Origin of the sequence: Paenibacillus sp. FSL R7-0128, assembly GCF_038002245.1 — a bacterium.
Classification (GTDB): domain Bacteria; phylum Bacillota; class Bacilli; order Paenibacillales; family Paenibacillaceae; genus Paenibacillus_AQ; species Paenibacillus_AQ silagei.
On the sequence record NZ_JBBOCD010000001.1, the window covers coordinates 538,767 to 565,550 of the forward strand.

At 55.2% G+C, this 26,784-nt stretch carries 19 protein-coding genes; 17 read left to right on the forward strand and 2 right to left on the reverse strand.

Features of this window, described 5'->3' with window-relative positions; genetic code table 11:
- The first annotated feature begins 139 nt into the window (after window positions 1-139).
- Entirely contained in the window at window positions 140-949 is an 810-nt protein-coding gene (gene nadE / locus NST26_RS02310; RefSeq protein WP_339312604.1) for an ammonia-dependent NAD(+) synthetase, read from the forward strand.
- A 314-nt stretch (window positions 950-1,263) separates the two neighbouring features.
- Here nadE and NST26_RS02315 read toward each other — a convergent pair whose 3' ends face one another.
- The gene (locus NST26_RS02315; RefSeq protein WP_340978400.1) at window positions 1,264-2,082 is read right to left on the reverse strand and encodes an alpha/beta hydrolase family protein; all 819 of its coding nucleotides are present in this window, start codon (window positions 2,080-2,082) and stop codon (window positions 1,264-1,266) included.
- Window positions 2,083-2,363: 281 nt separating this feature from the next.
- Between NST26_RS02315 and acpS the strand changes: the two genes are divergently transcribed.
- The 13 genes from acpS (at window position 2,364) to NST26_RS02380 (ending at window position 22,974) form a co-directional block, all read left to right on the forward strand.
- A complete protein-coding gene (acpS, locus tag NST26_RS02320; protein WP_209877871.1) occupies window positions 2,364-2,768 on the forward strand; it encodes a holo-ACP synthase in 405 nt (134 codons plus the stop codon).
- Between the two features lie 32 nt (window positions 2,769-2,800).
- Window positions 2,801-4,078, forward strand: a complete 1,278-nt coding sequence (gene mutY, locus NST26_RS02325) for an A/G-specific adenine glycosylase (protein ID WP_340978401.1) — start codon at window positions 2,801-2,803, stop codon at window positions 4,076-4,078.
- A 1,267-nt stretch (window positions 4,079-5,345) separates the two neighbouring features.
- Window positions 5,346-6,383, forward strand: coding sequence for a LacI family DNA-binding transcriptional regulator (locus tag NST26_RS02330; protein WP_339253346.1), 1,038 nt, complete (start codon window positions 5,346-5,348; stop codon window positions 6,381-6,383).
- Between the two features lie 920 nt (window positions 6,384-7,303).
- A complete protein-coding gene (locus tag NST26_RS02335) occupies window positions 7,304-8,719 on the forward strand; it encodes an extracellular solute-binding protein (RefSeq protein WP_339253348.1) in 1,416 nt (471 codons plus the stop codon).
- A gap of 265 nt (window positions 8,720-8,984) precedes the next feature.
- The gene (locus tag NST26_RS02340) at window positions 8,985-11,843 is read left to right on the forward strand and encodes an extracellular solute-binding protein (protein WP_445253480.1); all 2,859 of its coding nucleotides are present in this window, start codon (window positions 8,985-8,987) and stop codon (window positions 11,841-11,843) included.
- A 72-nt stretch (window positions 11,844-11,915) separates the two neighbouring features.
- Window positions 11,916-12,821 (forward strand): carbohydrate ABC transporter permease, encoded by a 906-nt coding sequence (locus NST26_RS02345; RefSeq protein ID WP_425355130.1) that lies wholly within the window; start codon window positions 11,916-11,918, stop codon window positions 12,819-12,821.
- Between the two features lie 5 nt (window positions 12,822-12,826).
- Entirely contained in the window at window positions 12,827-13,690 is an 864-nt protein-coding gene (locus NST26_RS02350; protein WP_209877862.1) for a carbohydrate ABC transporter permease, read from the forward strand.
- A 19-nt stretch (window positions 13,691-13,709) separates the two neighbouring features.
- The gene (locus NST26_RS02355) at window positions 13,710-15,152 is read left to right on the forward strand and encodes a tetratricopeptide repeat protein (RefSeq protein WP_339253353.1); all 1,443 of its coding nucleotides are present in this window, start codon (window positions 13,710-13,712) and stop codon (window positions 15,150-15,152) included.
- Complete coding sequence (locus tag NST26_RS02360) at window positions 15,139-15,762, forward strand: Yip1 family protein (protein WP_339253354.1); 624 nt, start codon at window positions 15,139-15,141, stop codon at window positions 15,760-15,762. Before NST26_RS02355 ends, NST26_RS02360 begins: the two co-directional genes overlap by 14 nt.
- Before the next feature lie 18 nt (window positions 15,763-15,780).
- On the forward strand, window positions 15,781-18,357 hold the full coding sequence (locus NST26_RS02365) for a DUF5696 domain-containing protein (RefSeq protein WP_339253356.1): 2,577 nt from the start codon (window positions 15,781-15,783) through the stop codon (window positions 18,355-18,357).
- A complete protein-coding gene (locus NST26_RS02370; protein WP_209877854.1) occupies window positions 18,357-19,256 on the forward strand; it encodes a carbohydrate ABC transporter permease in 900 nt (299 codons plus the stop codon). Before NST26_RS02365 ends, NST26_RS02370 begins: the two co-directional genes overlap by 1 nt.
- Before the next feature lie 22 nt (window positions 19,257-19,278).
- The gene (locus NST26_RS02375) at window positions 19,279-20,292 is read left to right on the forward strand and encodes a carbohydrate ABC transporter permease (RefSeq protein WP_081751074.1); all 1,014 of its coding nucleotides are present in this window, start codon (window positions 19,279-19,281) and stop codon (window positions 20,290-20,292) included.
- 15 nt (window positions 20,293-20,307) lie between these two features.
- Complete coding sequence (locus tag NST26_RS02380) at window positions 20,308-22,974, forward strand: glycoside hydrolase (RefSeq protein ID WP_340978403.1); 2,667 nt, start codon at window positions 20,308-20,310, stop codon at window positions 22,972-22,974.
- Window positions 22,975-23,173: 199 nt separating this feature from the next.
- Here NST26_RS02380 and NST26_RS02385 read toward each other — a convergent pair whose 3' ends face one another.
- On the reverse strand, window positions 23,174-23,782 hold the full coding sequence (locus tag NST26_RS02385; RefSeq protein WP_339253361.1) for a superoxide dismutase: 609 nt from the start codon (window positions 23,780-23,782) through the stop codon (window positions 23,174-23,176).
- A 417-nt stretch (window positions 23,783-24,199) separates the two neighbouring features.
- Here NST26_RS02385 and NST26_RS02390 point away from each other — a divergent pair, with 417 nt between their 5' ends.
- The 3 genes from NST26_RS02390 (at window position 24,200) to queG (ending at window position 26,673) form a co-directional block, all read left to right on the forward strand.
- The gene (locus tag NST26_RS02390; protein WP_036723776.1) at window positions 24,200-24,619 is read left to right on the forward strand and encodes a GNAT family N-acetyltransferase; all 420 of its coding nucleotides are present in this window, start codon (window positions 24,200-24,202) and stop codon (window positions 24,617-24,619) included.
- Window positions 24,620-24,823: 204 nt separating this feature from the next.
- A complete protein-coding gene (gene lepB / locus NST26_RS02395; RefSeq protein WP_081751075.1) occupies window positions 24,824-25,441 on the forward strand; it encodes a signal peptidase I in 618 nt (205 codons plus the stop codon).
- A gap of 35 nt (window positions 25,442-25,476) precedes the next feature.
- The gene (gene queG, locus NST26_RS02400; protein WP_339253363.1) at window positions 25,477-26,673 is read left to right on the forward strand and encodes a tRNA epoxyqueuosine(34) reductase QueG; all 1,197 of its coding nucleotides are present in this window, start codon (window positions 25,477-25,479) and stop codon (window positions 26,671-26,673) included.
- Window positions 26,674-26,784: the final 111 nt, after the last annotated feature.

A 26,784-nucleotide genomic window follows, 5' to 3' on the forward strand; every position in this document is an offset into this window, starting at 1 on the left:
GTCCTGCAGCCTGAGGACAGCAGCATGAATAAGTAATGATCCCGCATCAGCCAGCCGTCAGCCGGGGGCTTGGCTCATGCGGGATTTTTTTTCTAATGTTAAGAGTAGGGATTACAATTCTAAGAAACGGGGTGGTCTTGTGAGTCTGCAGGAAGAGATTATTGCTACGCTGGGAGTTAAGCCGGTGATTGATACGGATGCGGAGATCCGTAAGCGTGTAGATTTCCTGAAAGCGTATGCGCTCCAGGCGGGGGCCAGAGGTCTGCTGATTGCGATTAGCGGGGGTGTGGACAGCGCGGTGGCTGCGGGCCTGTGCAAGCTGGCTACGGACGAGCTGACGGCGGAGGAAGGCAAGGAGTATATGACACTCGGGGTGTTCCAGCCTTACGGGGAGCAGGAGGATATTGAGCACAGCTATGCGGTGGCCCGGGCTTTTGAGCTGACCCATACGGTGGAGACCAATATCGAAGAAGCGGTGAACGAGATCGCCCTGGAGGTCGAGCATAGCCTGAAGGCCCTGGGCCAGCACAAGCATATTACCCATCAGGGCAAGGGGAATGTAAAAGCGAGAACGCGGATGGTGATGCAGTATGCGCTTGCTTTTGAGAACAATCTGCTGGTGGTGGGTACCGATCATGCCTCTGAGGCCATTACCGGATTCTATACGAAGTGGGGCGATGGCGCCGTCGATATAACACCGCTGTCCTCCCTGAACAAACGGCAGGTACGGCAGCTGGCTGCGGCGCTTGGCGTGCCGGCGGATATCGTAACCAAAGCGCCGACGGCCGGACTCTGGCCGGGCCAGACGGATGAGACTGAGCTTGGAATCACCTATGAGGAGAACAGCGATTATCTGGAGGGGAAGACCGTCAGCCCTGAAGCGGCTGAGAAGCTGGAGCGCTTCTTCCGGAGAACGGCGCATAAGCGCGATAGTATTCCGGGGATCTAGACAGGTTATGCCGGAGCCGCCGGGGCGCTGCGCTTGATGCAGACGCTCCGGCGGTTTTTGTGTAAGAGTATGCTGGTGCGAAGGTGCATCGGCCGAATGTATGCGGAAAACCGAATACAATATGTGGCGCGAAGGTGCATCGGCCGAATGTATGCGGAAAACCGAATACATTGTGTGGCGCGAAGGTGCATCGGCCGAATGTGTGCGGAAAACCGAATACAATGTGTGGCGCGAAGGTGCATCGGCCGAATGTGTGCGGAAAACCGAATACAATTAGGCAGCCAGGTATGTGAGGCTCATTATAAATGGATGGTCTACTTCGCCAGCACCCGGTCGATGAACTCTCTGGTAGCGGATATCGCCTGTTCTAACTGGGGGGTAGTTCCGGCAAAAGGATGAACGGTGCCAAAGGTATGATTGCCGCCGGGAATCTGCACCCATTCGATATCCGGCCGCAGCCGGACCAATTGCTCGGAGCCGCGCCGCAGATGCTCGCCGTCCTCACTGCCTTGAATCAGGACAACGGGGAAGTTGGCCTGCTTCATCCGCTCTAGAATCTGGTAACGCTCCGCCTGCTGCTCCAGATCCTCTATAATGATGGCGTCCAGCGGCATTTGCTGGCCGGTCCGTCCGTTGAGCACGTGGGTCCGGCCCTTTTCCCGCATTTCACTCTTCTGCTGCTCTGTGAACAGATCCAGGTTAGTGATCCCGTTCCAGGAGATGACCCCGGCAATTTCTGCCGGATGATCCAGTGCGTAGAGGAGTGAGTCGCCCCCGCCGCGGCTATGGCCCAGCAGGAAAAGCGGGAGGCTGCCGAACCTGTGGTGCTGGCTCAGATAAGAGAGCAGGATCTCCATATCCTTGATCTCACGCTGGTAGGTGTTGCGGGCGAACTTGTCCAGCTCGGTGAAATTCTGCAGATCCTCGCCGATGCCGGCATGGGAGAAGTTGAAGCTGATCACTTCATGCTCGTCGCTGAGCGACTGTGCCGTGTACGGGAACATCCCCCAATCCTTGAAGCCTTTGTAGCCGTGAGCGATAACCACCACACTCCGGGCCTCTCCCTGAGCGGGAAAATGGGAGCAGCGAAGCACCGTATCCTCTCCTGCGGGTAATTCAAAATTACGGGACATAAGGTATTCTTCCTTTCCTTCATCTCTTGGAACTGGCGGTTGTACTTCTTTACCAGATATACCTGATTTGCGGGTGATAGACTTTAAGTTTTTTTTCTTTTAAGATAGCAGAAAGCTGACGCTAAGACTATTATTAATAATACTTGGTCAAGAAGCTGACAGGCTTCACTGTTACATGAGATCTGTGGAGTCCTAGCAAGATCATATCATTAGACGAAGGGTAAGGATAGAAGGTAATATAAGAGGGTTAAGGAATGCAGAGCCAGGAGAGGTGTGGGAGTGTGATTTACGGAATCGGGCATGATGTGCTGGAAATCGGCAGGGTTGCCGGGATTGCAGAGGGCAGCCTGGGCGACCGGTTCGCACGGAGAATTCTGACCGGGCAGGAGCGGGTGCTGGCCGCAGGCAAAGGCGCGAAGACAGCGGAATTCACCGCCGGGAGATTCTCGGCCAAGGAAGCGGTTGTGAAGGCGCTGGGCTGCGGAATCGGTCAGATGGTGGGTTTTCAGGACATTGAGATTCTGCCGGATGCGCTGGGCAAGCCAGTAGCCATACTGTCGGCGGAGGCCTGGGCCCGGCTGGGGCTGCCGGAGCAGGAGTATGTCATTCATCTCACCATTACGCACAGCCGCGGACTGGCCTCGGCCTTCGCGGTGGTGGAGCGGACGACCGGCCACAGCCTGTAACTATATAATTTTGAACGGCAAGGAGAATAACGATGACCACAGATGAGAAGCACATAGAAGCGCAGCAGGAAGCCAAGTTATTCTTCAGCCGGTTCCTGCTGGAATGGTACCACCTCCAGAAGCGGGACCTGCCGTGGCGGCGCCACCGCAATCCGTATTACATCTGGATCTCGGAGATTATGCTGCAGCAGACCCGGGTGGATACGGTAATTCCTTATTTCAACCGTTTTATTGAGCAGTTTCCAACCGTGGAGGCGCTCGCAGATGCACCGGAGGAAGAGGTGCTGAAATGCTGGGAGGGTCTTGGCTACTACTCGCGTGCCCGGAATCTCCAGCATGCCGCGAAGCAGGTCAAGGAGCTGTACGGGGGGCAGGTGCCGGATGACCGTGATGCCGTATTCGGCCTCAAGGGCGTAGGCCCGTATACAGCCGGTGCTATTCTGAGCATCGCGTTCAACCGGCCGGAGCCGGCGGTGGATGGCAATGTGATGCGCGTCTTATCCCGGTATTTCCTGATTGAGGATGACATTGCCAAAGGCCCGACCCGTGTGAAAATGGAGAAGCTTGCCGCCGAGCTGATCCCCGAAGGGGAGGCGGGCAGCTTCAATCAGGCGCTGATGGAGCTTGGCGCGCTCATCTGCACGCCGAAATCACCGCGCTGCCTTCCGTGCCCGGTGATGGAGCACTGCGCCGCGCGGCTGGCGGGCTGCGAGGCCTCGCTGCCCGTCAAGACCAAGGCGAAGCCGCCGCGTCCGGAGGAGCGGCTGGCTGCCTTAGTGGAGGGCCGCGGCGAGCACGCGGGCCGGGTACTGATCCGGCAGCGGCCGGCCAGCGGGCTGCTGGCCCGCATGTGGGAGCTGCCGCACTGGCCGGCGCCGCCTGCTGAGGCCGGCGGCGCGCGCGGTGCGCTGCTGCCGGAAGCGGCAGCGCTGGACCGGCTACGCCGGTCCATGAGCCAGGCCGGGATTCACGCCCGGCCTGAGGGGCACTGGATGGCTGCGGAGCATACATTCAGCCATATTGTGTGGACCCTGCAGGTGTACCGCTGCAGGGAAGAGGCGGCGCTGCCGCTGGCAGCGGAGAGCCGCGCCGTGTACGGGGCGGCGCAAGCGGAGCGCGCGGATGGCGCGTTGGGGGCACAGCCGGCGGAAGACGCACCGCTGGCGCTGTTCGACAGCGGGGATGCCGCAGCTGATGCAGCAGACAGCGGAGCGCAGCGCTGGATCAACCGTGAGGACATGAAAAATTACGCCTTTCCGAATGTGTTCCTCAAGCTGCTGAACAGCTATTTCGATGAGCAAGGGACGTAGGCTCCAAGCTGCTACCGCTATGCTAATCCCTGCTGAGCCATACAGATCACCAACGGACAAGCATCACTGCTGCCGATTGCAGTGTAAAGATTAGTATGTTTGGTGCTAGACGGGGGTGCTTCTCTCATCTTGTTGCCAACGCTGCAACGGCTGCCGTCCTTCTCAATAGAGTGCCACCGCTTCCGTATGCTGTTGAGCAAATGTAGGGGGCTTCGGTTGTGGACAAACTGGAATTAAGTACTACCTGACCTCAACGCCGAAAGTATAGTATATGTGCGCCATTGACCGCGCCGGAATCAGACTGCAAAAACCCATTAAAAGTGCCGGAAGTGAGCCGCACGGTGAAATCAGAGGGATAAATCCCATTAAAAGTGCCGGAAGTGAGCCGCACGGTGAAATCAGAGGGATAAATCCCATTAAAAGTGCCGGAAGTGAGCCGCACGGCCGAACCAAAGGGATATATCCCATTAAATGTGCTGGAAGTGGGCCACACGGCCGAACCAAAGGGATAAATCCCATTAAAAGTGCCGGAAGTGAGCCGCACGGAGAAATCAGAGGGATAAATCCCATTAAATGTGCCGAAAGTGGGCCGCACGGCCGAACCAAAGGGATAAACTCCATTAAATGTGCTGGAAGTGGGCCGCACGGTGAAATCAAAGGGATAAATCCCATTAAAAGTGCCGGAAGTGGGCCGCACGGCCGAACCAAAGGGATAAATCCCATTAAAAGTGCTGGAAGTGGGCCACAGACGTAAATGAGGAGCACAAGTACCCCTGAATTGGCCGAAAGTGGGCGGTTGAGCGAAATGAGGAGTCCAAAGTACCCCTGAATTGGCCGAAAGTGGGCGGGTCGAACGAAATGAGGAGCACAAATACCCCTGAATTGACCGAAAGTGGGCGGGGCGCACGAAATGAGGAGCACAAGTACCCCTGAATTGGCCGAAAGTGGGCGGGTCGAGCAAAATGAGGAGCACAAATACCCCTGAATTGCCAAAAGTGGGCGGGTCGAACGAAATGAGGAGCAGAAATGCCCCTGAATTGGCCAAAAGTGGGTGGTTGAGTGAAGTGAGGAGCAGTTGGCGGCTGGCACGAATAAAGGGCCACTAAGCACCCGCCCCATCTCCCGCGTCTGCCAACTCTAACTCGCCCTGCCCCCCTGCGACAACTCCCGCTCCACCCCAATCCCCACCCCACCCCAACCCCCCGCACCCATCCGCCCCGGATGTAAGTTGCTATAAGCCAGGAACGCGAGACCAAGGAGGTAAAGGATGAAGACGATTACCATATATGATATCGCCAAGGAGGCCCAGGTGTCCGTAGCCACAGTCTCCCGTGTCCTCAACAATACAGCTCCGGTCAAGGAGAGCACCCGGGAGATCATCATGGCTGTGATTGAGAAGCATCAGTTTCAGCCGAACGCGCTGGCCCGCAGTCTGCTCAAGAAGGAGACTGGCACCATCGCCATGATTCTGCCTGACATCACCAACCCCTTTTTCCCGGAGGTCTTCTGGGGAGCCGAGAATGTAGCCAGAGAGAAGCATTATACCTTCTTCCTCTGCGATACGGCGGGGGAGCATAGCCGCGAGTCGGAGTACCTTAGCATCCTTCGGGAGAAAAGAGTGGACGGGATTATTTTCCTGGGCGGCAGAATTAACCTGAACCAGTGCCCGCCAGCGTTGTCGCAGGAGGTCGTGGAGCTGTCGAAGCATGTGCCGATCGTGCTGGTCAACGGCAATCTGCCCCGGAGCGGCCTGCACCGCATTTACACCGATGAAGAAGAAGGGGCGGCGCTGGCTACCCAGCATCTGCTGGACCTGGGGCACCGGAGAATCGGATTCCTTGGGGGAATGGAGGAGACCTCCACGACCCAGGTGAAGCTGAAGTCCGTGAGGATGAAGCTGAAGGAGCGGGGGCTTACGCTGCGCAAGGATTGGGTCATGTTCCATGACTTCTCGATCGAGGGCGGGCGGACGCTGATGGACCGGATGCTGGAGCAAGAGGAACGGCCGACAGCGGTGCTGTGTGTGAATGATTTTACGGCCATCGGGGCGTTGAAGTCGGCTACCCAGCATGGGCTGAAGATACCGGAGGATCTGTCGATCGTCGGATTCGACGATTCGCCCTTATCCAGAGCGGTTATTCCGGAGCTGACCACCGTGTCGCAGAACACCAACCAGCTGGGGGAACTGTCTGTAGAGATGCTTCATGAGCTGATTAGCGGCGGAAATCCCAGGAAACGTACGGTGCTCCAGCCAAAGCTGGTGGTACGGGACAGCACGGCACGCCCGAAGAATTCCGCAGAATAATCTTAGAGTAGCCAGTAATATCACCCGCCGGAAGCTGCTTACCAGACAAGTCTGCTGTGCACGCATTCAAGTATGTTCATCCAGGGCCGGTCAAGAACTTTCCAGGCGTATGTGGAGTGCGTCAGCACGAGGGGGCCTGTATTCTGGAAAGTTTTTGGATTGAAGCATGAAATTTGTGTAAAGTAGGATTGACCAGGGGATAACCAGAAGTTATAATGAAATGGATTTCATGAAACCCATTTCATTATTTTTTAGAGTTTGAGTAAGCGGTTACTCTGGCTGTACATATGGGACAAGGGGATTTTTCGAATTTACTGATAATTTGAAAAGTATAAGAATTCGCAGCCATAACCCACCAGTCATCCTGATATTTCCCACGAGAGAGGTGCCGCCTCAGAGAGACGTTAGGGGCCGTACAACAATCCTGATCCTTCCCTCTGAAGCAGTATCGCTCTTAATGGGGCGGCAGGGGCCGTACAACAATCCTGATCCTTCCCTCTGAAGCAGTATCGTTCTTAATGGGACGGCATGGGCCGTACAACAATCCTGATCCTTCCCTCTGAAGCAGTATCGCTCTTAATGGGACGGCAGGGGCCGTACAATAATCCTAATCCTTCCCTCTGGAGCAGCACCGCCCTTAAAGGGACGATTCGGCCATGCAATGCTCCTTATCTTTCTCGCTTATACGGCACCGCCCGTATCCAGGTTCATTTATTTCCAAGTTTTCTTTTCATCATCTCAAGGGTAGTCTTAAGGGCTTATATGCTGGCATACGCCACTATATAAATATGACATCGGAAGGGAGCGGGGGACGGACGCAGACATGCTTGAATCAGTTTAATCTTGGATCAGTTTAATCTTGAATCAGTTCAATCTTGGATTAGCTTAACATCACTGAAATTAGGGGAGCGTGGCGAACAGTGAAACAGTTGAAGAAGAAAAGCTCGGCGTGGTTCATGCTGCTGACAGCCGTAGTTACACTTGTAACCGGTTGCAGCGGAGGGAATAACGCGTCTGCACCGGCAACAACACCGGCGGCGGAGGCGACTCAGGCTCCGGCAGCCAGTGAAACGCCAGCAGCGGCAACGGAAGCGCCGAAGGAGCCGGTTGCTAATCTGAACGGGCGGGAGATCCGCATATCCCACTGGTGGGATGCCACTCCTGTCGGGGATTCAGAGGCAGATGAGCTTGCCCGCGAACGGATCAAAGCGGTGGAAGAGAAATACAACGTCAAGATTAAATACCTGAATACAGAGTATTGGTCCACCGCCGAGAAGCTGTCCTCTTCCGTTATGGCGAGCGATCCGTTTGCCGAGATTGTCCGGCTGCCTGACGGCTTCATCTGGGGCCTGATGCATGGCGGCTTCCTGACACCGCTGGATGATTATCTGAAGGATTCACTCATCGATCAGAGTGTGATTGATTCCATGCGCTTCGGCGGCGACAAGGTCTATGGCCTGGAGAGCTGGTATAGCCCGAACGACAGCGGCGTGTTCTACAACAAGCGTATTTTCAAGGAAGCGGGCCTGAAGGACCCGCAGCAGCTGATGGATGAGGATAACTGGAACTGGAATAAGATGCTTGATGCGGCGAAGAAGCTGACGATTGACAAGAACGGGGACGGGAAGATGGACCAGTACGGTCTGGCCGGAGCCCATTATGTGATCTCGGAGCTGCTGATCGCCAGCAACGGCGGCAAAATCTACGATGAAGCTACTCAGAAGGCGGTCTTTGATTCACCGGCATCTATGGAAGCGCTTAACTTCCTTCATAAGCTGTACACGCAGGATAAGGTATTCAAGCCTAACGAGGGCAATGACTGGGAAGACCCGGCTAAGTATTTTGGAGAAGGCACCGTGGCTATGTATCCGGGCGGTCTCTGGGAAATCGAGGGGCGTATTCTTGGCAAGATGAAGGATGAATGGGGATATGTCTATATTCCAAAAGGCCCGCAGGCCGATAAGTACTACGATCCGCTGGGCCAGACAGCAGCCTATGCCATTCCCAAAGGGGTTAAGGATGCGGATACCATCGTAAAGATCTGGGAGGATCTGCAGCCGTTCGACAGCTGGCAGGAGAACCGCAGATTGTCGATGGAGAATATTTTGCCGGATGAAGCCTCTATCGCCAATGCGATGAATGATGAAGGGAAGGTGGAGCGGGTCTTCGGCGGACGTTACGGCGGTCTTGGCGTCAAGGATCAGCTGGATAAGGTGACTGAGAAATTCCTGAAGGGCGAGATTACACCGTCCACCGGGGTGGCCCAAGTCATTGGAACGGCGCAGGCCGCAGCCAAGAAAGTACTGAGCGGTGAGCAGGATAAAGAGAAGAAATAGGTAGCTGGACAGCTCATAACAAGGGTAATACCTGCTTGTCTTGCGCAATACCTGCTGTGTTTGTCTGCAAAATCGGCAGCCGCCCTTATAGGGCGGCGTAGCCGTGTGCGCTTGAATTATAAGGATTTATATGTTTCACACAATTATTTATCCTTCTATTCTGCACCACCTGTATCACTCTTAATATGCAAGTCTGCTAGAGGAGGGAACCCGAGTGAGAATATCATTATCCCGGCGGATGATGAACCGGACACTTGTAACCGTCATGCTGATCTCCATGATGGCGCTGCCTGCGGCAAGCGCAGAGCTGCCTGCTGCCCAGGCGCAAGGTGTGACGGGGAACGGGCAGGAGGTGCGGCAGCTGCCTGAGGGCAGCTATGAGCATTATCTGCAGCAATATGAGGGCGAGGAGCAGCCCCGCGAAGAAATTATGCTGAAGGGAGCTGATTATACCGGGGCCGAGGGGATGAGTCCGGAGGTGCTGACGGAGCTTGGCGGGGAGACGGGAAGATACGTCAGAACGGAGGAGAGCGGTTCGGTAGAGTGGCAGCTGGATGTGCCGAAGTCCGGACTGTATCACATCTCTGTCCGGTATTATCCGGTGAAGGGCAAAAGCTCGGCGATTGAACGTGAGCTGCTGATCGACGGAAAGCTGCCGTTCACCAGCGCCCGCAATCTGTCCTTCGGGCGGATCTGGGTCAATGAGAACCCGGAGATCCAGCAGGATAACCGGGACAATGATCTCCGGCCGCGCCAGATTGAGGCCCCGGCCTGGCAGGAGACGCTGCTGAGAGATACGGAAGGCTACTATGAGGAGCCGTATCAATTCTATCTGTCGGCCGGACGGCACACCTTGACGATGGTGTCCAGCAGAGAGCCGATGGTCATCGACTATATTAAGCTGCACAGCTACGATGCACCCGCTGCCTACGCAGAGGTGAAGCAGAGCTACGAAGCTAAGGGGTATAAGGCTACCAGCGGCCACGCGGTCAAGGTGCAGGGGGAAGCGGCGGCCTACAAATCCTCCCCGACCTTGTATCCGATCACAGACCGCTCAAGCCCTTCAACAGAGCCGTACGATGTGTCCAAGATCAGAATGAACACGATTGGCGGCAACAACTGGCGGGTACCGGGACAATGGATCGCCTGGGAGGTGGAAGCGCCGGAGGACGGTCTGTACAACATCACCATCAAAGGCCGGCAGGAGCTGCTAAGAGGGATCTATTCCACACGCTCTATGCGGATTGACGGAGAGATTCCGTTCCGGGAAATGCTGCAGATTCCGTTCTACTACGATTCGGATTGGCAGATGAACCGGCTGGGGAACGATGATGAGCCGTATTTGTTCTATTTAAGCAAAGGAAAACACGAATTACAGCTGGAGGTCAGCCTCGGGGCAATTGCACCGCTCTTGCGCCAGGTGGAGGCCAGTGTGCTGGACATTAATGCGATGTACCGGAAAATCCTGATGATTACAGGGAATGTGCCAGATCCGTACCGCGATTACAGGCTGGAGGAGCAAATCCCGGATATGACGGCGGTCTTCCGTGAGCAGAGCCAGATTCTATATGGCGTATCGGAAGAGCTGGTCCGGCTTACAGGGGAAAAGAGTGATAAAACCGCAACCTTGAATAAAACTGCCTATCAGCTGGCGGACATGGCCGACAAGCCGGAAACGGTGCAGAAGCGGCTGTCGCAGTTCAAAATCAATGTCGGCAGCGTAGGCTCCTGGATTCTGGAGGTACGGGAGCAGCCGCTGGAGATTGATTATCTGCTGCTGTCTTCGCCGGATGTGAAGCTGCCGAAGGCGAATGCTTCCGGATTCAGGAAGCTTGTGCATGAGGTGTCGTCCTTCACCCATTCGTTCTTCGAGGATTACAACACAATTGGCAATACCACGGAGAACGGCGAGACCATTGATGTATGGATCGGAACCGGCCGCGACCAGGCGCAGGTGCTGAAGGCAATGATCGATGATACATTTACCCCGCTTACCGGCATCGGTGTCAATCTGAAGCTGGTGAGTCCGAATGTGCTGCTGCGCGCCTCGCTGGCCGGGGAAGGCCCGGATGTGGCGATGCAGGTCGGCAATGATATGCCAGTGAACTTCGGGATGCGCAAAGCGGCGGAGGATCTGTCGAAGTATCCCGGCTATGAGGATGTGGTGAAGCAGTTCAGAGACAGCGCGCTCGTGCCGTACCGGTTCGAGAATCAGGTCTTTGCCCTGCCGGAGCAGCAGATCTTCAACATGCTGTTCTACCGGAAGGATATTCTGCAGGAGCTGAACCTTGCGCCGCCGCAGACCTGGGATGAGGTATACGCGATGATTCCCGTGCTGCAGAAGCACCGGATGGATATGGCGCTGCCGCTCGCGCAGACCACAGGCGTGCCGGTGCTGGAGGTCAACCGCGCCTATGCCATGCTGCTCTATCAGATGGGCGGATCATTTTATCTGAATAACGGAGCGAAGAGCGGACTCGATACAGAGACCGGGCTGGCTGCCTTCAAGAACTGGACCAATTTCTATACCAGCTACAAGCTGCCGCTGATCTTCGACTTCCCGATGCGGTTCCGCACCGGCGAGATGCCGGTCGGCATTCAGGATTATACCTTCTATAACTATCTGAGCGTATCTGCGCCGGAGATTAAGGGGCTATGGGAATTCATTCCGGTTCCGGGGACGAAGCAGCCGGACGGAAGTATCCGCAGGGACGTTGCCAGCGGGGGCACTGCCGCCCTGATGCTGAGGCAGGCGGGGAACAAGGATGCCGCCTGGGAATTCATGAAGTGGTGGGTCGACAAGGATTCGCAGGTCCGCTTCGGCCGGGAGATGGAGGGCCTCATGGGCGCGGCTGCGCGGTATCCGACCGCCAACGTTGAAGCGCTTAAGGAGCTGCCGTGGCCGACTAGCGATTACCGCCATCTGGAGGAGCAGTGGCAATGGGTGCAGGGTGTACCTGAGGTGCCTGGCGGTTACTTCACAGGCCGCCATCTGGACAATGCCCTGCGCGAGGTCATCAACAATGGAACGAACACCGCTGATGCCCTGTACGATTATGTGCAGGAGATCGACTATGAGATTGATCAGAAGAGAGCAGAGTTCGATTTGAAACGAAGGGAATAGGGAGGGACTCTTGTGCAGAAAGTGAAAAATACGGCCGAACCCTTGATTCAGCCCCGGCTGTCCCCTTCCGGGCTGCGTAATTACTGGGCTTTGTTCGGCAAGGATGTGCGGCGGGATAAGCACCTGTACGTCCTGCTGGCTCCATATATGGTGCTGTTTCTGTTGTTTACCGTACTGCCGGTGGCGATTTCGATCATCTTCAGCTTCACGCACTTCAATATGCTGGAGATGCCGCGCTGGATCGGCTGGGAGAATTATTCCAAGCTGCTCTGGAACGATGATGTGTTCCTGATCGGGGTCAAGAATACACTGATTTTCTCGGTCGTTACCGGACCGGTCAGCTATATCGCCTGTTTTCTGTTTGCCTGGTTGATCAATGAGCTGAATCCCAAGCTGCGGGCGTTTATGACCCTGATCTTTTTTGCGCCGTCGATCTCGGGGAATGTATTCTTCATCTGGCAGATCATCTTCTCCAGTGACTCCTACGGGATCATCAACGGACTTCTCATGCAGCTTGGCGTAATTTATGAGCCGATCCAATGGCTGCAGGACCCCAAGTATATGCTGGGGATCATCATGCTGGTACAGCTCTGGCTAAGCCTCGGGACCAGCTTCCTGGCCTTCATCGCCGGACTGCAGACCGTTGACAAGACGCTGTATGAAGCAGGGGCTGTGGACGGTGTCAAAAACCGCTGGCAGGAGCTGTGGTTCATTACGCTCCCTTCCATGCGCCCGCAGCTGATGTTCGGCGCGGTTATTCAGATCACTGCGTCGCTGGCAGTTGCCGATGTGGCTATGGCGCTGGCAGGCTTCCCGAGTGTGCAGTACGGGGCGCATACGATTGTAACCCATCTGGTGGACTACGGTACGATCCGCTTCGAGATGGGCTATGCCTCGGCGATTGCCACCGTGCTGTTCGTGATGATGCTGGGCAGCAATCTGATTGTTCAAAAGCTGCTGAAGAGGGTGGGTGAATAAGCGGGATGAAGCTGGCGATACGTCTGAACAAAAAAGTAAACCGTTCCTGGCAGGTCGACGCTCTGCTGTTCCTGGCCCTGGCCGGATTCGGATCATTCATGGCGGTTCCGTTAATTTATGTCATTAACAATGCATTCAAGCCGCTGGATGAGCTGTTTATTTTCCCGCCTACGCTGTTTGTACGCAATGCCACGCTTGAGAACTTCGCCAATCTGTTTCAGGTGATGAAGAATTCCTGGGTGCCGTTCTCCAGATATATATTCAACACGGTATTCATTACCGCTGCCGGTACAGCCGGGCATATTCTGCTGGCCTCGGCGGCGGCTTACCCGCTGGCGAAGCATAAATTCCGCGGCTCCAAAGTGCTGTTCACCGTGGTTGTCCTGTCGCTGATGTTCTCGCCGCATGTCACCGCGATACCGAACTATATGATTATGTCCGCTCTGGGCTGGATGGACTCCTACCAGGCGGTTATCGTTCCTGCCTTTGCCTATCCGCTGGGACTCTATCTCATGAAGCAGTTTATGGAGCAGATCCCGGATGCGCTGCTGGAGGCGGCGAAGATAGACGGGGCAAGTGAATACCGCATCTTCTGGCAGGTTGTCATGCCGCTGGTGAAGCCGGCCTGGCTGACGCTGCTCATTCTGATGATGCAGATGCTATGGGGCACGGACGGGGGCAGCTTCATCTACAGCGAGCAGCTCAAGACGCTGCATTACGCGATGGGCCAGATTATTCAGGGCGGGATCGCCCGTGCAGGAGTCGGAGCCGCGGTAGCGGTGATTATGATGACCGTGCCGATTGTGACGTTCATTCTGTCACAGAGCAATGTGATTCAGACGATGGCTTCGTCCGGCATGAAGGACTGAAGCGATGGAGGCGTTAGGGTTGAGAATAAAGTCATTGATACTGGTGCTTGTATCCGTGCTGCTGCTTGTGAGCCTGTGTCCAAGGCCGGCCGGGGCTGCGCCGTATGAAGGATATACCTACTCCTACTGGGGAGATGCGGTTCAGTCGCCGATTGCTTATCTTCCTTCGAGGGCCATCAGCGGGCTAGAGGCAGGGACGGGAGCCTGGAATGCTCCGGGGGACCTGTTCGTCTCGGCGGAGGGGCTGCTCTACGTGCTCGATTCCGGGAACGGGCGGATTGTGGTGCTGGATAAAGAGTGGAACACACTCCGTGTCATTGAAGGCTTCCAGAACGGGGAGAAGAAGGACAGCTTCAATAACCCGGAAGGTCTCTTCGTTACGGACGCCGGCCGGATCTACGTGGCGGATACGGAGAACAGACGGCTGGTCGAGCTGGACGGCACAGGGACCTTCGTGCGGGAGATCGGGGCGCCGAAGGCGGATGTGATAGGAGCGGGTTTTGAGTATTTTCCGCGGAAAGTGATTGTTGACAAGGCAGGCCGCATTTATGTGGTCGGCAGAGGGGTCTACGAAGGGCTGATCGAGTTCGACAGCGACGGGCAGTTCACAGGCTTCATGGGCACGAACAAGGTGCAGTTTGATCCTGTGGATCTGTTCTGGAAGTCGGTATCGACCAAGGAGCAGCGCGAGAAGATGGTGCAGTTCATTCCGCTGGAATTCAATAATGTCGATGTCGATGAGGATGGCTTCATCTATACCACTACGGTGGATAAGAAGACCTTCTCTCCGGTAAAAAGATTGAATCCCTCCGGCATCGATGTCCTGCGGGTTGGCGGGGAGATTCCACCGATCGGAGATCTGAGTAAGGACCGCTCCGCCTTCATTGACATTGATGTGACGGGAAACGGGGTCTACCGGGCACTGGACGCCACGCGCGGGCGGATCTTCACCTACAATGAGGACGGCAAGCTGCTATATGTAATCGGCCAATTGGGCAGCCAGCTCGGCACATTCAAGAACCCGGCGGCGGTGGAGAGCTATGAGAATGCGATTTATGTGCTGGACCGTGATCTGGGGAGAATTACCGAGTTCACGGTGACCCGGTTCGGCAGCATGGTGAATGAAGCCAACACCCTGTACAGCTCCGGCAAGCATGATGAAGCCGCGAAGCTGTGGCGGGAGGTGCTGAAGCTGGATGCCAACTATGAGATGGCGTATGTTGGCATCGGCAAATCTCTGCTCCGCCAAGGCGAATACAAGGAGGCTATGACCTATCTGAAGCTGGGCAATGACCGCGAATATTACTCTAAGGCACTGGGGAAATACCGCAGGGAGTATATGCGCGATCACTTCAGCATCTATATGACGGGAATGATAGCCGTGCTGCTGGGCGGCTACGTGATTGCCCGCCTGGTGAAGCGGCCGAGAAAGGGAGGGAGGGTCCAGGATGCTATTTCTTAAGGACATTAAATATTCACTGCATGTAGCTCTGCACCCCTTCGACGGATTCTGGGATCTGAAATACGAGAATAAGGGTAAGCTGCGAATGGCACTGGGCATTCTTATATTCCTTACCCTGACCATGATCGTGAAGCGCCAATATGTGGGCTATGTGGTCAATTATAATCACCCGCTTGAACTGAACAGCATCAATGAGCTCAAGTATATTATTTTCCCGTTCCTGCTCTGGTGCCTGGCGAACTGGTCGCTGACGACGCTGATGGACGGGGAAGGGAAGTTCGCGGAGATCGTCATTACGACAGGCTACGCCCTGCTTCCGCTGATTCTGATCAACATTCCTAATATCCTGCTCAGCAACGTGATTACGCTGCGGGAGGCTTCCTTCTATCATTTGCTGGATGCTCTGGCTACGCTGTGGTTCGTGTGGCTCCTGTTCATCGGGACCATGACGGTTCATCAGTACACGGTGCTCAAAACGATTACAACCATGCTGCTGACGCTGGCTGTGGTAGGCATTATCATCTTCCTGGGCCTGCTGTTCTTCAATCTGATCCAGCAAATTGTCAGTTTTGTCTACACCGTCTACCAGGAGCTTTCACTTCGCGGATAAGAAAGGAGGAGCCAGGCTTTGAAGAAGAAGCTAACCATCATTGCAATTGTGCTTATGCTCAGCGGCGCAGCTGTCCTGCCGTACGCGGACTTGGCCGAATCCGCACCTGAAGCTGAATCGGCGGTACAGTCTGAAGCAGCGAAACCATCCGAAGCAGCGATACAATCCTCAGCGCAGAGCGTGCAGGACACCCCGACCCCGAAATCGCCGGAGCTATCCGCAGACATGAAGGAGGCACTGGACAACGAATATCTGACCCTGTATCTGAATCAGATGACCACGGAGATCGCCGTTAAGGATAAGAAGAGCGGAGCGCTCTGGTATTCTAACCCGCAGGACCGCGAACAGGATGCTGTCGCCACCGGATATAACAAATCCAAGCTGAATGTGCAGGTGGAGCTGACCTATTATGACAGCAAGGGCAATCTGATGAACTACGACAACTACACCCACAGTGTGCAGAGCAGCCAGTTCACCATCGAGGAATCGGGCGACAGCCTGAATATCGTGTATACGCTGGGGGAGGTCAAGAGCAATATCGACGGCATTCCCAAATACATCAGTGAAGAACGCTTCCGTACCCTGATCATCGGGCGCCTTGAGAAGGACAGTGACAAGAAGGAGATTGAGAAGCGGTTCAGGTACGATGAGCCGAACAAGCGGTATGAAAGAAGGGATACCTCCTTCAAGGGAGTGGGGCTGAAGAAGGTAACCTCCCTGTTCGGGCAGATCGGCTATGATGAGGCGCAAATCGCCATCGATAAGGCGGCCTACGGTGAAGAGGAGGACGGAGCCGCTCTGGTGACGCTTCCCCTGGAATACCGGCTGGACGGGAAGCTGCTGCGGGTAAGCATCCCGGGCGATAAGGTCCGTTATCCGGATAATATGCATATTCAGAGTTTGTCGCTGCTTCCGTTTTTTGGGGCGAGCGGGACGAAGGATGAAGGCTACAGCCTGGTGCCTGACGGCTCCGGGTCGCTGATACACTTCAATAATAACAAGCTCTATGCAACCCCTTACCGTACCGCGATGTACGGGCCGGATGCTGCGCTGACCCAGCTGGGGCAAGTGCAAAAGGAGGAGACCGCACGGCTGCCTGTATTTGGTATGAAGGTTCAGGACCGCGGCTTCCTGGCGGTGATCGAGAGCGGAGATGCGGTTGCAGCCGTGGAGGCAGACGTCAGCGGGCGGCTGAATCAGTATAACTATGTCTTCTCCAGCTATACGCTGGGCAGTCTGGAGGAAGTGACGCTGACCAACGGCTGGCGCTCCAGTACGGTGAAGCAATTTCAGGCAGGTATCTTCCCCGGAGATATCACTGTAGCGTACAGCTTCCTTGATCAGGAGGAAGCCAGCTATTCAGGCATGGCTGCGAAATACCGGGAGTACTTAATCGAACATACCGGGATGGCAAGGCTGGAAGGGGCAGAGGACGTTCCCTTCTACCTGGAATTGATCGGCGGCATTCCGAAGAAGAAATTCTTCCTGGGCATTCCTTACAGCGCTTATGAGCCGCTTACTTCCTTCAAGGAGGCCGAGGTCATTCTGGAGCAGATGCAGGAGAAGGGGATCGGGGACATTCAACTGCGGTATACCGGATGGTTCAACGGCGGCATCAACCATAATTACCCGAAGGGCGTATCGGTGGACAGCAAGCTTGGCGGGGCAAAAGGGCTTCAGGAGCTGCAGTCTTACGCACAGGATAAGGGAATTACACTGTATCCCGATGCTTCGTTCCTGCAGACCTTCCCGGAAGCCAAGGGCTTACGTAAATCACAGGCCTCCCGGCTGATTACGGGCAAGCTGGCGCATACGTATCCCTTCGACTTCTCCATGCTGAAGCTGGATGTGAAGCAGCCCTCCGGTTATGTCGTCAGCCCCCGGGTACTGCCGGGTGTGGTAGACGGCTTCCTCGGGGATTATGCAGCGCTTGGAGTGGACGGCTTGTCCCTGCGGGATCTCGGCAGCGGGTTGAATTCCGATTTCAATGCGGAGGATCTGGTGGACCGCCAGCGGGCCGAGGGAATCGTCAAGGAGCAGCTGGAGCGCATGAGCAGCTCGGTGCCCCGCTTGATGGTGGAAGGCGGCAATGCGTACGCGGCGCCCTTCGCCCGTCATATAGTGGCTGCGCCCATGCAGAGCAGCGGGTTCAATATTACGGATGAGAGCATCCCCTTCTTCCAGATGGTGTACCACGGCTATCTGCAATATGCCGGAACCGCCTGGAATATGGCTGACGATCAGGATGCATCACTCAGCCTGCTGAAGGCGCTGGAGACCGGGAGCGCACCTTATTATACCTGGTTCTATGCAGATCCCTCTAATATCAAGATGACAGGCTTCGACCGGCTGTATTCAGCCGATTACCGCAGCTGGATTGACCAGGCAGCCGGGCAGTATCAGGCCTTGAGCCGTGTACTGAAGAGTGTCCAGTCCCAGACGATCAAGGAGCATAAGAAGCTTGCGGCCGGTGTCTATCAGACGACCTATGAAGCGGGTACCGCAATTATAGTGAATTATAACCGTGCACCGGTGACTGTGGGCGGAGTAACCATAGACGGACGGAATTACCGGGTAGGAGGTGAGCAGCCATAATGAAGCTTAAGAAGCTGTCCCTGGAGCAAAAAAACAGATATTACGGCCTGTACTTTATTCTTCCCTGGTTCGCGGGCTTCTGCTTCCTGTTCCTGACGCCGCTGCTGTCTTCCCTGCGGTTCAGCCTCAGTAACCTGCAGGTCAATGATGAGGGCTTCACGCTGAAGTATATCGGACTCGCGAACTTCCGGGAGGCGCTGTTCTCCCATGAATCCTATGTCCGGACATTAACGGAATCCGTGATGAATATCGTGCTGAACACCCCGCTTATTCTGATTTTCAGCCTGTTTTTCGCCGTGCTGCTCAATCAGAAGTTCCATGGCAGGGTGCTGGCCCGGGCCATCTTCTTCCTGCCGGTCATTCTGGCCTCGGGCATTATTGCCAGCATTGAGAACGGGGATCTGATGCAGTCCGTTGTGCGCAGCGCCAGTGATTCCACGGGCGGAGGCCTGTCGGTGATCAAGAATCTGGAGCTGACCACGCTGCTGATCGAATCCGGTCTGAGCCCCACCGTGGTGCAGTATCTGACTGGAGCGGTGAGCCGGATCTATGAGATTGTCAGCCAATCGGGCGTGCAGATTCTGATCTTTTTGGCGGGGCTGCAATCGATCTCCCCTTCCCTGTATGAGGCGGCGAAGATTGAAGGCTCCACAGGCTACGAGGCCTTCTGGAAAATTACGTTTCCGATGATCGGCCCGCTGATCCTGACGAATCTGGTCTATACCATCATCGACAGCTTCATCAGCGACCAGACCAGCCGGATGGTGGTGGATACAGCGTTCAAGAGCTTCAATTTCGGGCTGAGCGCAGCCATGTCCTGGATGTATTTTGCTATCATCGCGCTGCTGTTGTGGGTAACGACGGCGCTGATCTCACGTAAAGTCTTTTATCAAGACTAGCGGCTTGGAAGGAGGAGCATTCATGAAGACAGAGACCGCAGCAATGCCGCACCGCTCTAAGAAAGAGCAGCTGCACCGGCTGGCTTCGGCCGCCTATTGGGTGGAATTTTCAAAAAAATGGTTGTGGGTGATCGCCCGTTTTGTGCTGGTCTTCGGCATATCGTTCGTCATTCTGTACCCAATCCTGCTGAAGCTGTCGATTGCGTTCAAAAGTATGGACGATTTGTATGATTCCACCGTGATCTGGGTACCGCAGGCGTTCACCCTGGAGAACTTCAGGCTCGTATTCAAGGCGATGAACTATCCGGCAGTACTGCGGAATACCATGCTGTTGTCCTCAGCGGTCATGGTGCTTCAGACGATCATCTGTGTGCTGGCCGGTTACGGCTTTGCCCGGATTAAGTTTAAGGGGAGCGGGCTGCTGTTCGCGGCAGTGATCTTTACGATTCTTGTCCCCTCCCAGACAATCATGATCCCGCTGTACCTGCACTTCAAGAACTTTGACCTGTTCGGCCTGATTGAGCTGTTCACGGGGAAGCCGGCGAATCTCATTAACACGTATTGGCCGTTTATTATTTCTTCAATGCTCGGGATGGGCGTTAAGACAGGGCTGTATGTCTATATTTTCCGCCAGTTCTTCAAGGGCATTCCACGGGAGATTGAGGAAGCGGCCTATGTGGACGGAGCGGGCTATTTCACGACCTTCGCCCGGGTGATTCTGCCCAATGCCATTCCGTCTATGGTAACGGTGATGCTGTTCTCCTTCGTGTGGCAGTGGAATGACTCATTCTTCACCAACATGTATCTGAATGAACCGAAGGTCATGTCATCGATGATGTCATCGGCCGGCTACGGCATTGCTACCTACATGACAGGCGGCGGCCAGGCGGCGAATTCGCTCGTTCAGGACCCGTTCTTCATGTCCATGATGATGAATACCAGTGTGCTGATGGCGATTCTGCCGCTAATTATTCTCTATGTATTCGTTCAGCGGCATTTCGTAGAGAGTGTGGAGCGGTCCGGTCTGGTCGGTTAGGAGGAGGATAGGAGCATGAAGCGGCTGGCAGCTATGGCGGTTACCGGCGTTGTTCTAGCGTGTGTTGTTATGATTCTGTTCAGTAATAGGAAAGAGGAGGAAATCCCTGTGCAGCACCAGAAACCGCCGGATGCGGCAGTGACGATAGACGGCAATGTCCGCTATCAGACTATCGATAACTTTGGCGCGTCCGACGCCTGGTCCATGGACCCCCTGGGGAAGGAGTGGACCGAAGAGAATAAGAACAAGGTGGCAGATTTGCTGTTCTCACGCAGCAGAGGGATCGGGCTGTCGGCCTGGCGCTTCAATATAGGCGCAGGCTCGGCGGAGACCGATCAGGCAATCATTCCAGATCCGTGGCGTAGAACGGAAGCCTTCAAAATAACGGAGGAAGCGCCGTACGACTGGAGCAGGCAGGACGGCCAGCAGTGGTTCCTGCGGGCGGCTAAGGAGCGCGGAGTCGAATCCCTGATTGCCTTCGTCAACAGCCCGCCGGTCTGGATGACCGGCAACGGCCATGCCCAGCCTGATCCGGAGGTAGGGTCCAGTAATTTGAAGGAAGGCTATGAAGCGGCCTTCGCCTCCTTCCTGATTGAGGTGCTGGAGCATTTCAAGCAGGAAGGGCTGGAGTTCGATTATATCAGCCCCGTTAACGAGCCGACCTGGGACTGGAATCATGCGCAGCAGGAAGCCAGCCGGTACAACAATGACGATCTGAAGCGGGTGATTCTGGAGCTGCATGCCCAGCTCCGTGCCAGCGGGCTGGAAGCGCAGATCAGTGCCCCGGACGGGGTGGAGATTACCTCTCTGCTGGATGATGAACACTACCGGGAATTCACGGGCAGCGGCGTCTACTCCAGCGGGGCTAACAGCCTGGGGCTGGGAAAATACCGGGAATACATTAAGGACCTGCTGGGTGACCCTGTGCTGAAGGAAGCGGTAGGCAACAAGATCGCCTCGCATTCCTACTGGTCCGACTACAGTCATTCTGGCGACGACCGGCTGGTGAAGCTAAGAAAGCTGCTGGAGCGCAATCTGAAGCAATATGATCCGCAGGCCAAATATTGGGTCACCGAATACTGCATTATGGGCGACTATGGCCCTGGACGGGATCTGGGGATGGAGCCCGCGCTGCAGGTGGCGCGCACCATTCACTTCGATCTGACCGAGGCGGATGCAGCCGCATGGCAGTGGTGGACCGCAGTGTCCAAGGTAGATTACAAGGACGGCTTGCTGTACACCGACTACAATCAGCCTGGAGACGGGCAGAACATCCTGACCTCGAAGATCCTGTGGTCGCTAGGCAATTACAGCAAGTTCATCCGCCCCGGAGCGGTGCGGATTGCGCTCTCCGGTCTGAGCCAGGACGCCGGAAGCGAGCTGCTCGGCTCTGCTTATGTACACGAGGAGGAGCAGAGCATGACGGCGGTGCTGGTGAATGACAGCCTGGAGGAGAAGCGGGTGCAGCTCACCTTGAGCGGACTGGGACTGAAGGCATCTGCCTTGCGTTCCTATGTAACCAATATGCAGCTGGATCTGGCCCGCAGTGAGGATCTGGCCGTTGATGTAGCTGCTGATTGGACAGCAGATGGGGAGCAGGTATTCCAGGCCGTTATCCCGGCCAAGTCGGTGGTGACCCTGGTGGCAGGCGGGCCGGAGCTAGAGGAGCAGGCAGGCCAGCCGGGTGAGGTTGCCGGAACTCAGGTTACCGGAAATCAAGCTGCACAGGACATTCCGGCGGCGGCGGACTATGCGGGCTATCTGTTCACCTATTTCACAGGCGAAGGGACCGGGGACGGCGAGCAGGTATACTTCGCCCTCAGCGAAGGCAATGACCCGCTGCATTGGAAGGAGCTGAATAGCGGGAAGCCCGTGCTTAGGTCCAGCTTAGGCAACAAGGGGGTCAGAGATCCCTTCATCATCCGTTCACCTGAAGGTGGACAGTTCTATCTGATCGCCACCGATCTGAAGATCAACGGCAACTGGGATTGGGGCGCAGCCCAGACACAGGGCAGCCGGGCGATTATCGTGTGGGAATCGGATAATCTCGTGGACTGGTCGGAGCCTTGGGAAGCCAAGGTCTCACCTGAGGAAGCGGGGAATACCTGGGCACCTGAGGTGATCTATGACCAGGAGAGCGGAGAATATATCGTATTCTGGGCCTCGCGGATGTACACCGATTCTACTCACACCGGGGACGCCTACCAGACAATCCTGTACAGCAAGACACGCGATTTCCGCGCGTTCACAGAGCCGCAGGTCTATATGGACTACGGGTATTCGATCATTGATACCACTATGGCGGCATATAACGGGAAGATTTACCGATTCACCAAGGATGAGCGCGAGCAAGGCCCGGAATCGCCTTTTGGCAAAATGGTGTTCCAGGAGTCCCTGGATTCAATATTTGCGCCTGAGGTGAAGCTGCTAAGCGGGAGTGTCGGCGGACTAAAGGGCATTGAAGGGCCAACCCTGTTCAAATCCAATACAGAGAAGAAGTGGTATCTGTTTGTGGATGAATTCGGAGGGAGAGGGTACATCCCGCTGGAGACGGAAGATCTTGATTCGGGTAAGTGGACGGTATCCACTGATTATGAGCTGCCGGCCAGCCCCCGCCATGGAACGGTAATTCCGGTCACCCGGCGTGAGTACGACGCTCTGAACGCCAAGTTCAGGCAGTGAATTCAGCCTGGCTTAGCGTGGCAAGTGGAAACGGCATTGCCGTCCTTTTAAAGGACGGTACCGTTTCAGCGAGAAATAGAAGGATAAGTTATCGTGTGGAACATATAAATTCTTATATTTTAAATAAAAACAGGTTCACCCCCGCCATTACGGCAGAGGTGAACCTGTTTGCTTAGAGCATCATGCTGAAGGCAGATGCTTATTTCGCGCTTTCGTAACGCTTGCCGACTTCTTCCCAGTTCACTACGTTCCAGAACGCCTTGATGTAGTCAGGACGTTTGTTCTGGTAGTTCAGGTAGTAGGCATGCTCCCATACATCGAGGCCGAGGATTGGAGTTGCGCCTTCGCTGATCGGGTTGTCCTGGTTCGGTGTGCTGGTTACGGCAAGCTTGCCGTCCTTCACCACGAGCCAAGCCCAGCCGCTGCCGAAGCGTGTAGTAGCTGCAGCCGCGAAGTCTTCCTTGAATTTATCGAAGCCGCCCAGCTCGCTGTCAATGGCAGCAGCCAGTGCGCCGGCTGGTGCGCCGCCGCCATTCGGTCCAATCACTTCCCAGAACAGGGTGTGGTTGGCATGTCCACCGCCGTTGTTGCGGACCGCTGTGCGGATCGCTTCCGGTACAGCGTTCAGGTCGGTCAGAAGCTCATCGATGCTTTTGTTTTGCAGTTCGGGTGCCTTTTCCAGTGCGGCGTTCAGGTTCGTCACATAAGTGTTATGGTGCCTGTCATGATGAATCTCCATCGTCAATGCGTCGATGTGTGGTTCAAGTGCGTTGTTCGGATACGGAAGTGCCGGTAATTGAAAAGCCATGGAAAAATCCCTCCTGATTATATGTTGGTTTGGGTATATATCCGTTGAGATACTATTATTAAAACGCATCTGGAACAATAATGCAACATTAAATAAACAAAAATGTTTAAAAAGTATTTTCCCGCCCGCAGCTCACTGAAAGTGTTAAGGCTGTGTTAAACTAGTGAGGCTTCGTAACCGGGACGTTTTGACTACTGTAATCTCCTAATAGATGTTAAATATGAAACTATATTGAATGTAAACGCTTCATATCAAGCGCTTTCAAAAGAAAAATGATGATAACGCGAGAAAAGTGTGCTTTAATAGAGACAAAAGCAGGTATTCCTCGGTTTTTGATGCTTTTTTCCACTTTATGCTGTTATGGAAACTCCTTCTTTTTGTAAAATCATAAGCCATAGAAAAGGGAGACTTGAAAGTATGCACGTTCGTTCCTTTCAATTAAGCGATGTAACTCCAGTGACTGAATTGCTGCAGACCGCATTATCGGAAGAATGTTTCGAGAGCACGATCGAGCCTTTCTCCAGGCAATTGTCATGGGATTCTGATCTCATTGTAGTTGCTGAGGATGAAGGAGAAATCATCGGTGCGCTGATTGGTACGATTGAGAAGAATCACGGCTGTTATTTCCGCATTGCCGTCCATCCGGATTACCGCCGCAGAGGAGTCGGTAAGAGTCTTGTAACGGCTATGGAGAGCAGATTTCAGGCGCGGAAGGTCAGCGGCATTTATGTTGCCGTCGATGAACACAATTCTTTTGCAATGCCTCTATATGAAGCCATGGGTTATGACGAGAACCACATTTTCAAATCCGTGCGCAAGCTGAGCATTGTCGGGTAACTGTTGTTGAACCGCTGCTGTAAGCGGAATCAAAGGTCAGAGTAGAGAACTGTTGCAGGGCGGATACTTTGAATATGGGTATTCCTGCATAGTCTGTTTCATTATACTAAAGCATATCTTCCCTATGTCCATTGCAAATGGGCGGGAGATATGCTTTTCTATTGTTAAGGAACGGATAACCCAATCGAAGCAAGTAGGTGGCCTATGAACCGGGAGCTTGAAGAAGATTTCATGCGGAGCCGCAGACAAAGATACAGATCAGTGACGCATAACAAGTCCAGACAGAAGTCCCGAAGAACATGGATCAAGGATATGCGGGAGTGGATCATTACGGCGGGGATTGTGTTCGCTGTGATGTCGCTGCTTAATATCTATGTGTTCAACGTGTCAACTGTAATCGGCCAATCCATGGAGCCTACCCTCTATCAGGGGGAGAAGCTGATTATTAATAAAATCGCCCTCAGCTTCGGGAATCCGGGCCGCGGGGAGGTTGTCGTCCTTCATGATCCCAGTACGGGACCCAGCCGCAAGGAATATCTGGTCAAGCGGGTGATCGGCATTCCCGGCGACATTATTGAAGTACGGAACCAGCAGCTCTATCTCAACGGCAAGCTGCTGGATGAGCCATATATCGATACATCTATAGAAGATCCCGATTTCAGCAGTCTGACCGTGCAAGCGGGGACCTACTTCGTCATGGGGGACAACCGGCATGCCGGAGCCAGCAAGGACAGCCGTTATTTCGGCGCTGTCGCAGGGGAGAGTATTGTGGGTAAGGTCTCCCTGATCTGGTGGCCTCTCTCTAAGATGAAGGCCCTGTAGAGCAACCTTATTCAATCTATAAAGGAGAGGCGGATATGCATCTCAACATCCAGAAAGGCTACGCTCCGCCTCCTTCCAAATGGGAGGAACTTAAGGCTGAGATTAAGGCGGCTGCAGCTGCGCTCGGTATCGATGATATCGGGTTCACCACTGCGGAGCCGTTTTTATATTTGAAGAACATTCTTCAGGAGCATCGGGACAAGGGGTACGAATCCGGCTTCGAGGAGCCTGACCTGGACAAGCGGACGATTCCCGCCCTCCAGTCCGGGGAGCAGCCGCTCTCCATCATTGCGATTGCCGTGGCCTATCCCTCCAAGATGGAGAATCCGCCCAAATCCGAGCCGGGTGCACGCAGAGGCATTCTGGCCCGCGCCTCCTGGGGCCAGGATTACCATCATGTCCTTCGTGAAGCGCTGGCGAAGCTGGAGAGCTTCATCCGTGAGCGTGTCCCGGATGCTGTGCTGGAGAGCATGGTGGATACGGGAGCGCTGGTAGACCGGGCAGTAGCGGAGCGGGCAGGGATCGGCTTCAGTGCCAAGAACTGTGCGATTATCTCTCCCAAGTGGGGATCATGGATCTATCTGGGGGAGATGGTGACGAATCTCCCGCTCCCTCCGGACCAGCCGGTGCAGGAGGGCTGCGGTGACTGCACGAAATGCATCGATGCCTGCCCTACCGGCGCGCTGGTCGGACCGGGACAGCTCAATGCCCAGGCCTGCATCTCCTTCCTGACCCAGACCAAGGGCTTCCTGAGCGAGAACTATATGACCAAGATCGGGAACCGGCTCTACGGCTGCGATACCTGCCAGATTGTCTGTCCGCAGAACCGTGGCAAGAACTGGAATCACCGCCCGCAGCTCCAGCCTGACCCGGAGGTGGTCAAGCCGCTGCTGCTGCCGATTCTGGACCTCAGCAACCGGGGGTTCAAGGAGAAATTCGGCAGCAGCTCCGCCGCCTGGCGCGGCAAGAATCCGATCCAGCGCAATGCGGTCATCGCGCTGGGTAACTTCAAGGAGGCATCGGCCGTGCCGAAGCTGACTGAGATTGTGCTGAAGGAGACGCGGCCGGTGATGCGCGGGACGGCTGCCTGGGCGCTCAGCCGCATCGGCGGCGAAGAAGCGCTTGCGGCAGTCCAGCAGGCGCTGGAGAGCGAAGCGGACGCTACGGTGCGCGACATGCTGGAGCGGGCCGCAGGCAAGCTGCGCGAGCAGAGAGCAGCGGACGGGAAATGAACCGGCTGCCAGCGGGATTTGCCAATTGCTGTCCAGTTGTTGAAATGCTATGATAGATTCGCGTGCCTGAACAGGGTTATCGCCAGACAATAGAGTACAAAGGTGGATTAC

Coding starts and splice junctions, on each gene's coding strand:
- queG (WP_339253363.1), top strand. CDS start 25,477: ATGCATCTCAACATCCAGAAAGGCTACGCTCCGCCTCCTTCCAAATGG.
- NST26_RS02340 (WP_445253480.1), top strand. CDS start 8,985: ATGCTGATCTCCATGATGGCGCTGCCTGCGGCAAGCGCAGAGCTGCCT.
- mutY (WP_340978401.1), top strand. CDS start 2,801: ATGACCACAGATGAGAAGCACATAGAAGCGCAGCAGGAAGCCAAGTTA.
- NST26_RS02330 (WP_339253346.1), top strand. CDS start 5,346: ATGAAGACGATTACCATATATGATATCGCCAAGGAGGCCCAGGTGTCC.
- NST26_RS02370 (WP_209877854.1), top strand. CDS start 18,357: ATGAAGCTTAAGAAGCTGTCCCTGGAGCAAAAAAACAGATATTACGGC.
- NST26_RS02385 (WP_339253361.1), bottom strand. CDS start 23,782: ATGGCTTTTCAATTACCGGCACTTCCGTATCCGAACAACGCACTTGAA.
- NST26_RS02360 (WP_339253354.1), top strand. CDS start 15,139: ATGCTATTTCTTAAGGACATTAAATATTCACTGCATGTAGCTCTGCAC.
- NST26_RS02315 (WP_340978400.1), bottom strand. CDS start 2,082: ATGTCCCGTAATTTTGAATTACCCGCAGGAGAGGATACGGTGCTTCGC.
- NST26_RS02350 (WP_209877862.1), top strand. CDS start 12,827: ATGAAGCTGGCGATACGTCTGAACAAAAAAGTAAACCGTTCCTGGCAG.
- lepB (WP_081751075.1), top strand. CDS start 24,824: ATGAACCGGGAGCTTGAAGAAGATTTCATGCGGAGCCGCAGACAAAGA.
- NST26_RS02390 (WP_036723776.1), top strand. CDS start 24,200: ATGCACGTTCGTTCCTTTCAATTAAGCGATGTAACTCCAGTGACTGAA.
- NST26_RS02375 (WP_081751074.1), top strand. CDS start 19,279: ATGAAGACAGAGACCGCAGCAATGCCGCACCGCTCTAAGAAAGAGCAG.
- NST26_RS02380 (WP_340978403.1), top strand. CDS start 20,308: ATGAAGCGGCTGGCAGCTATGGCGGTTACCGGCGTTGTTCTAGCGTGT.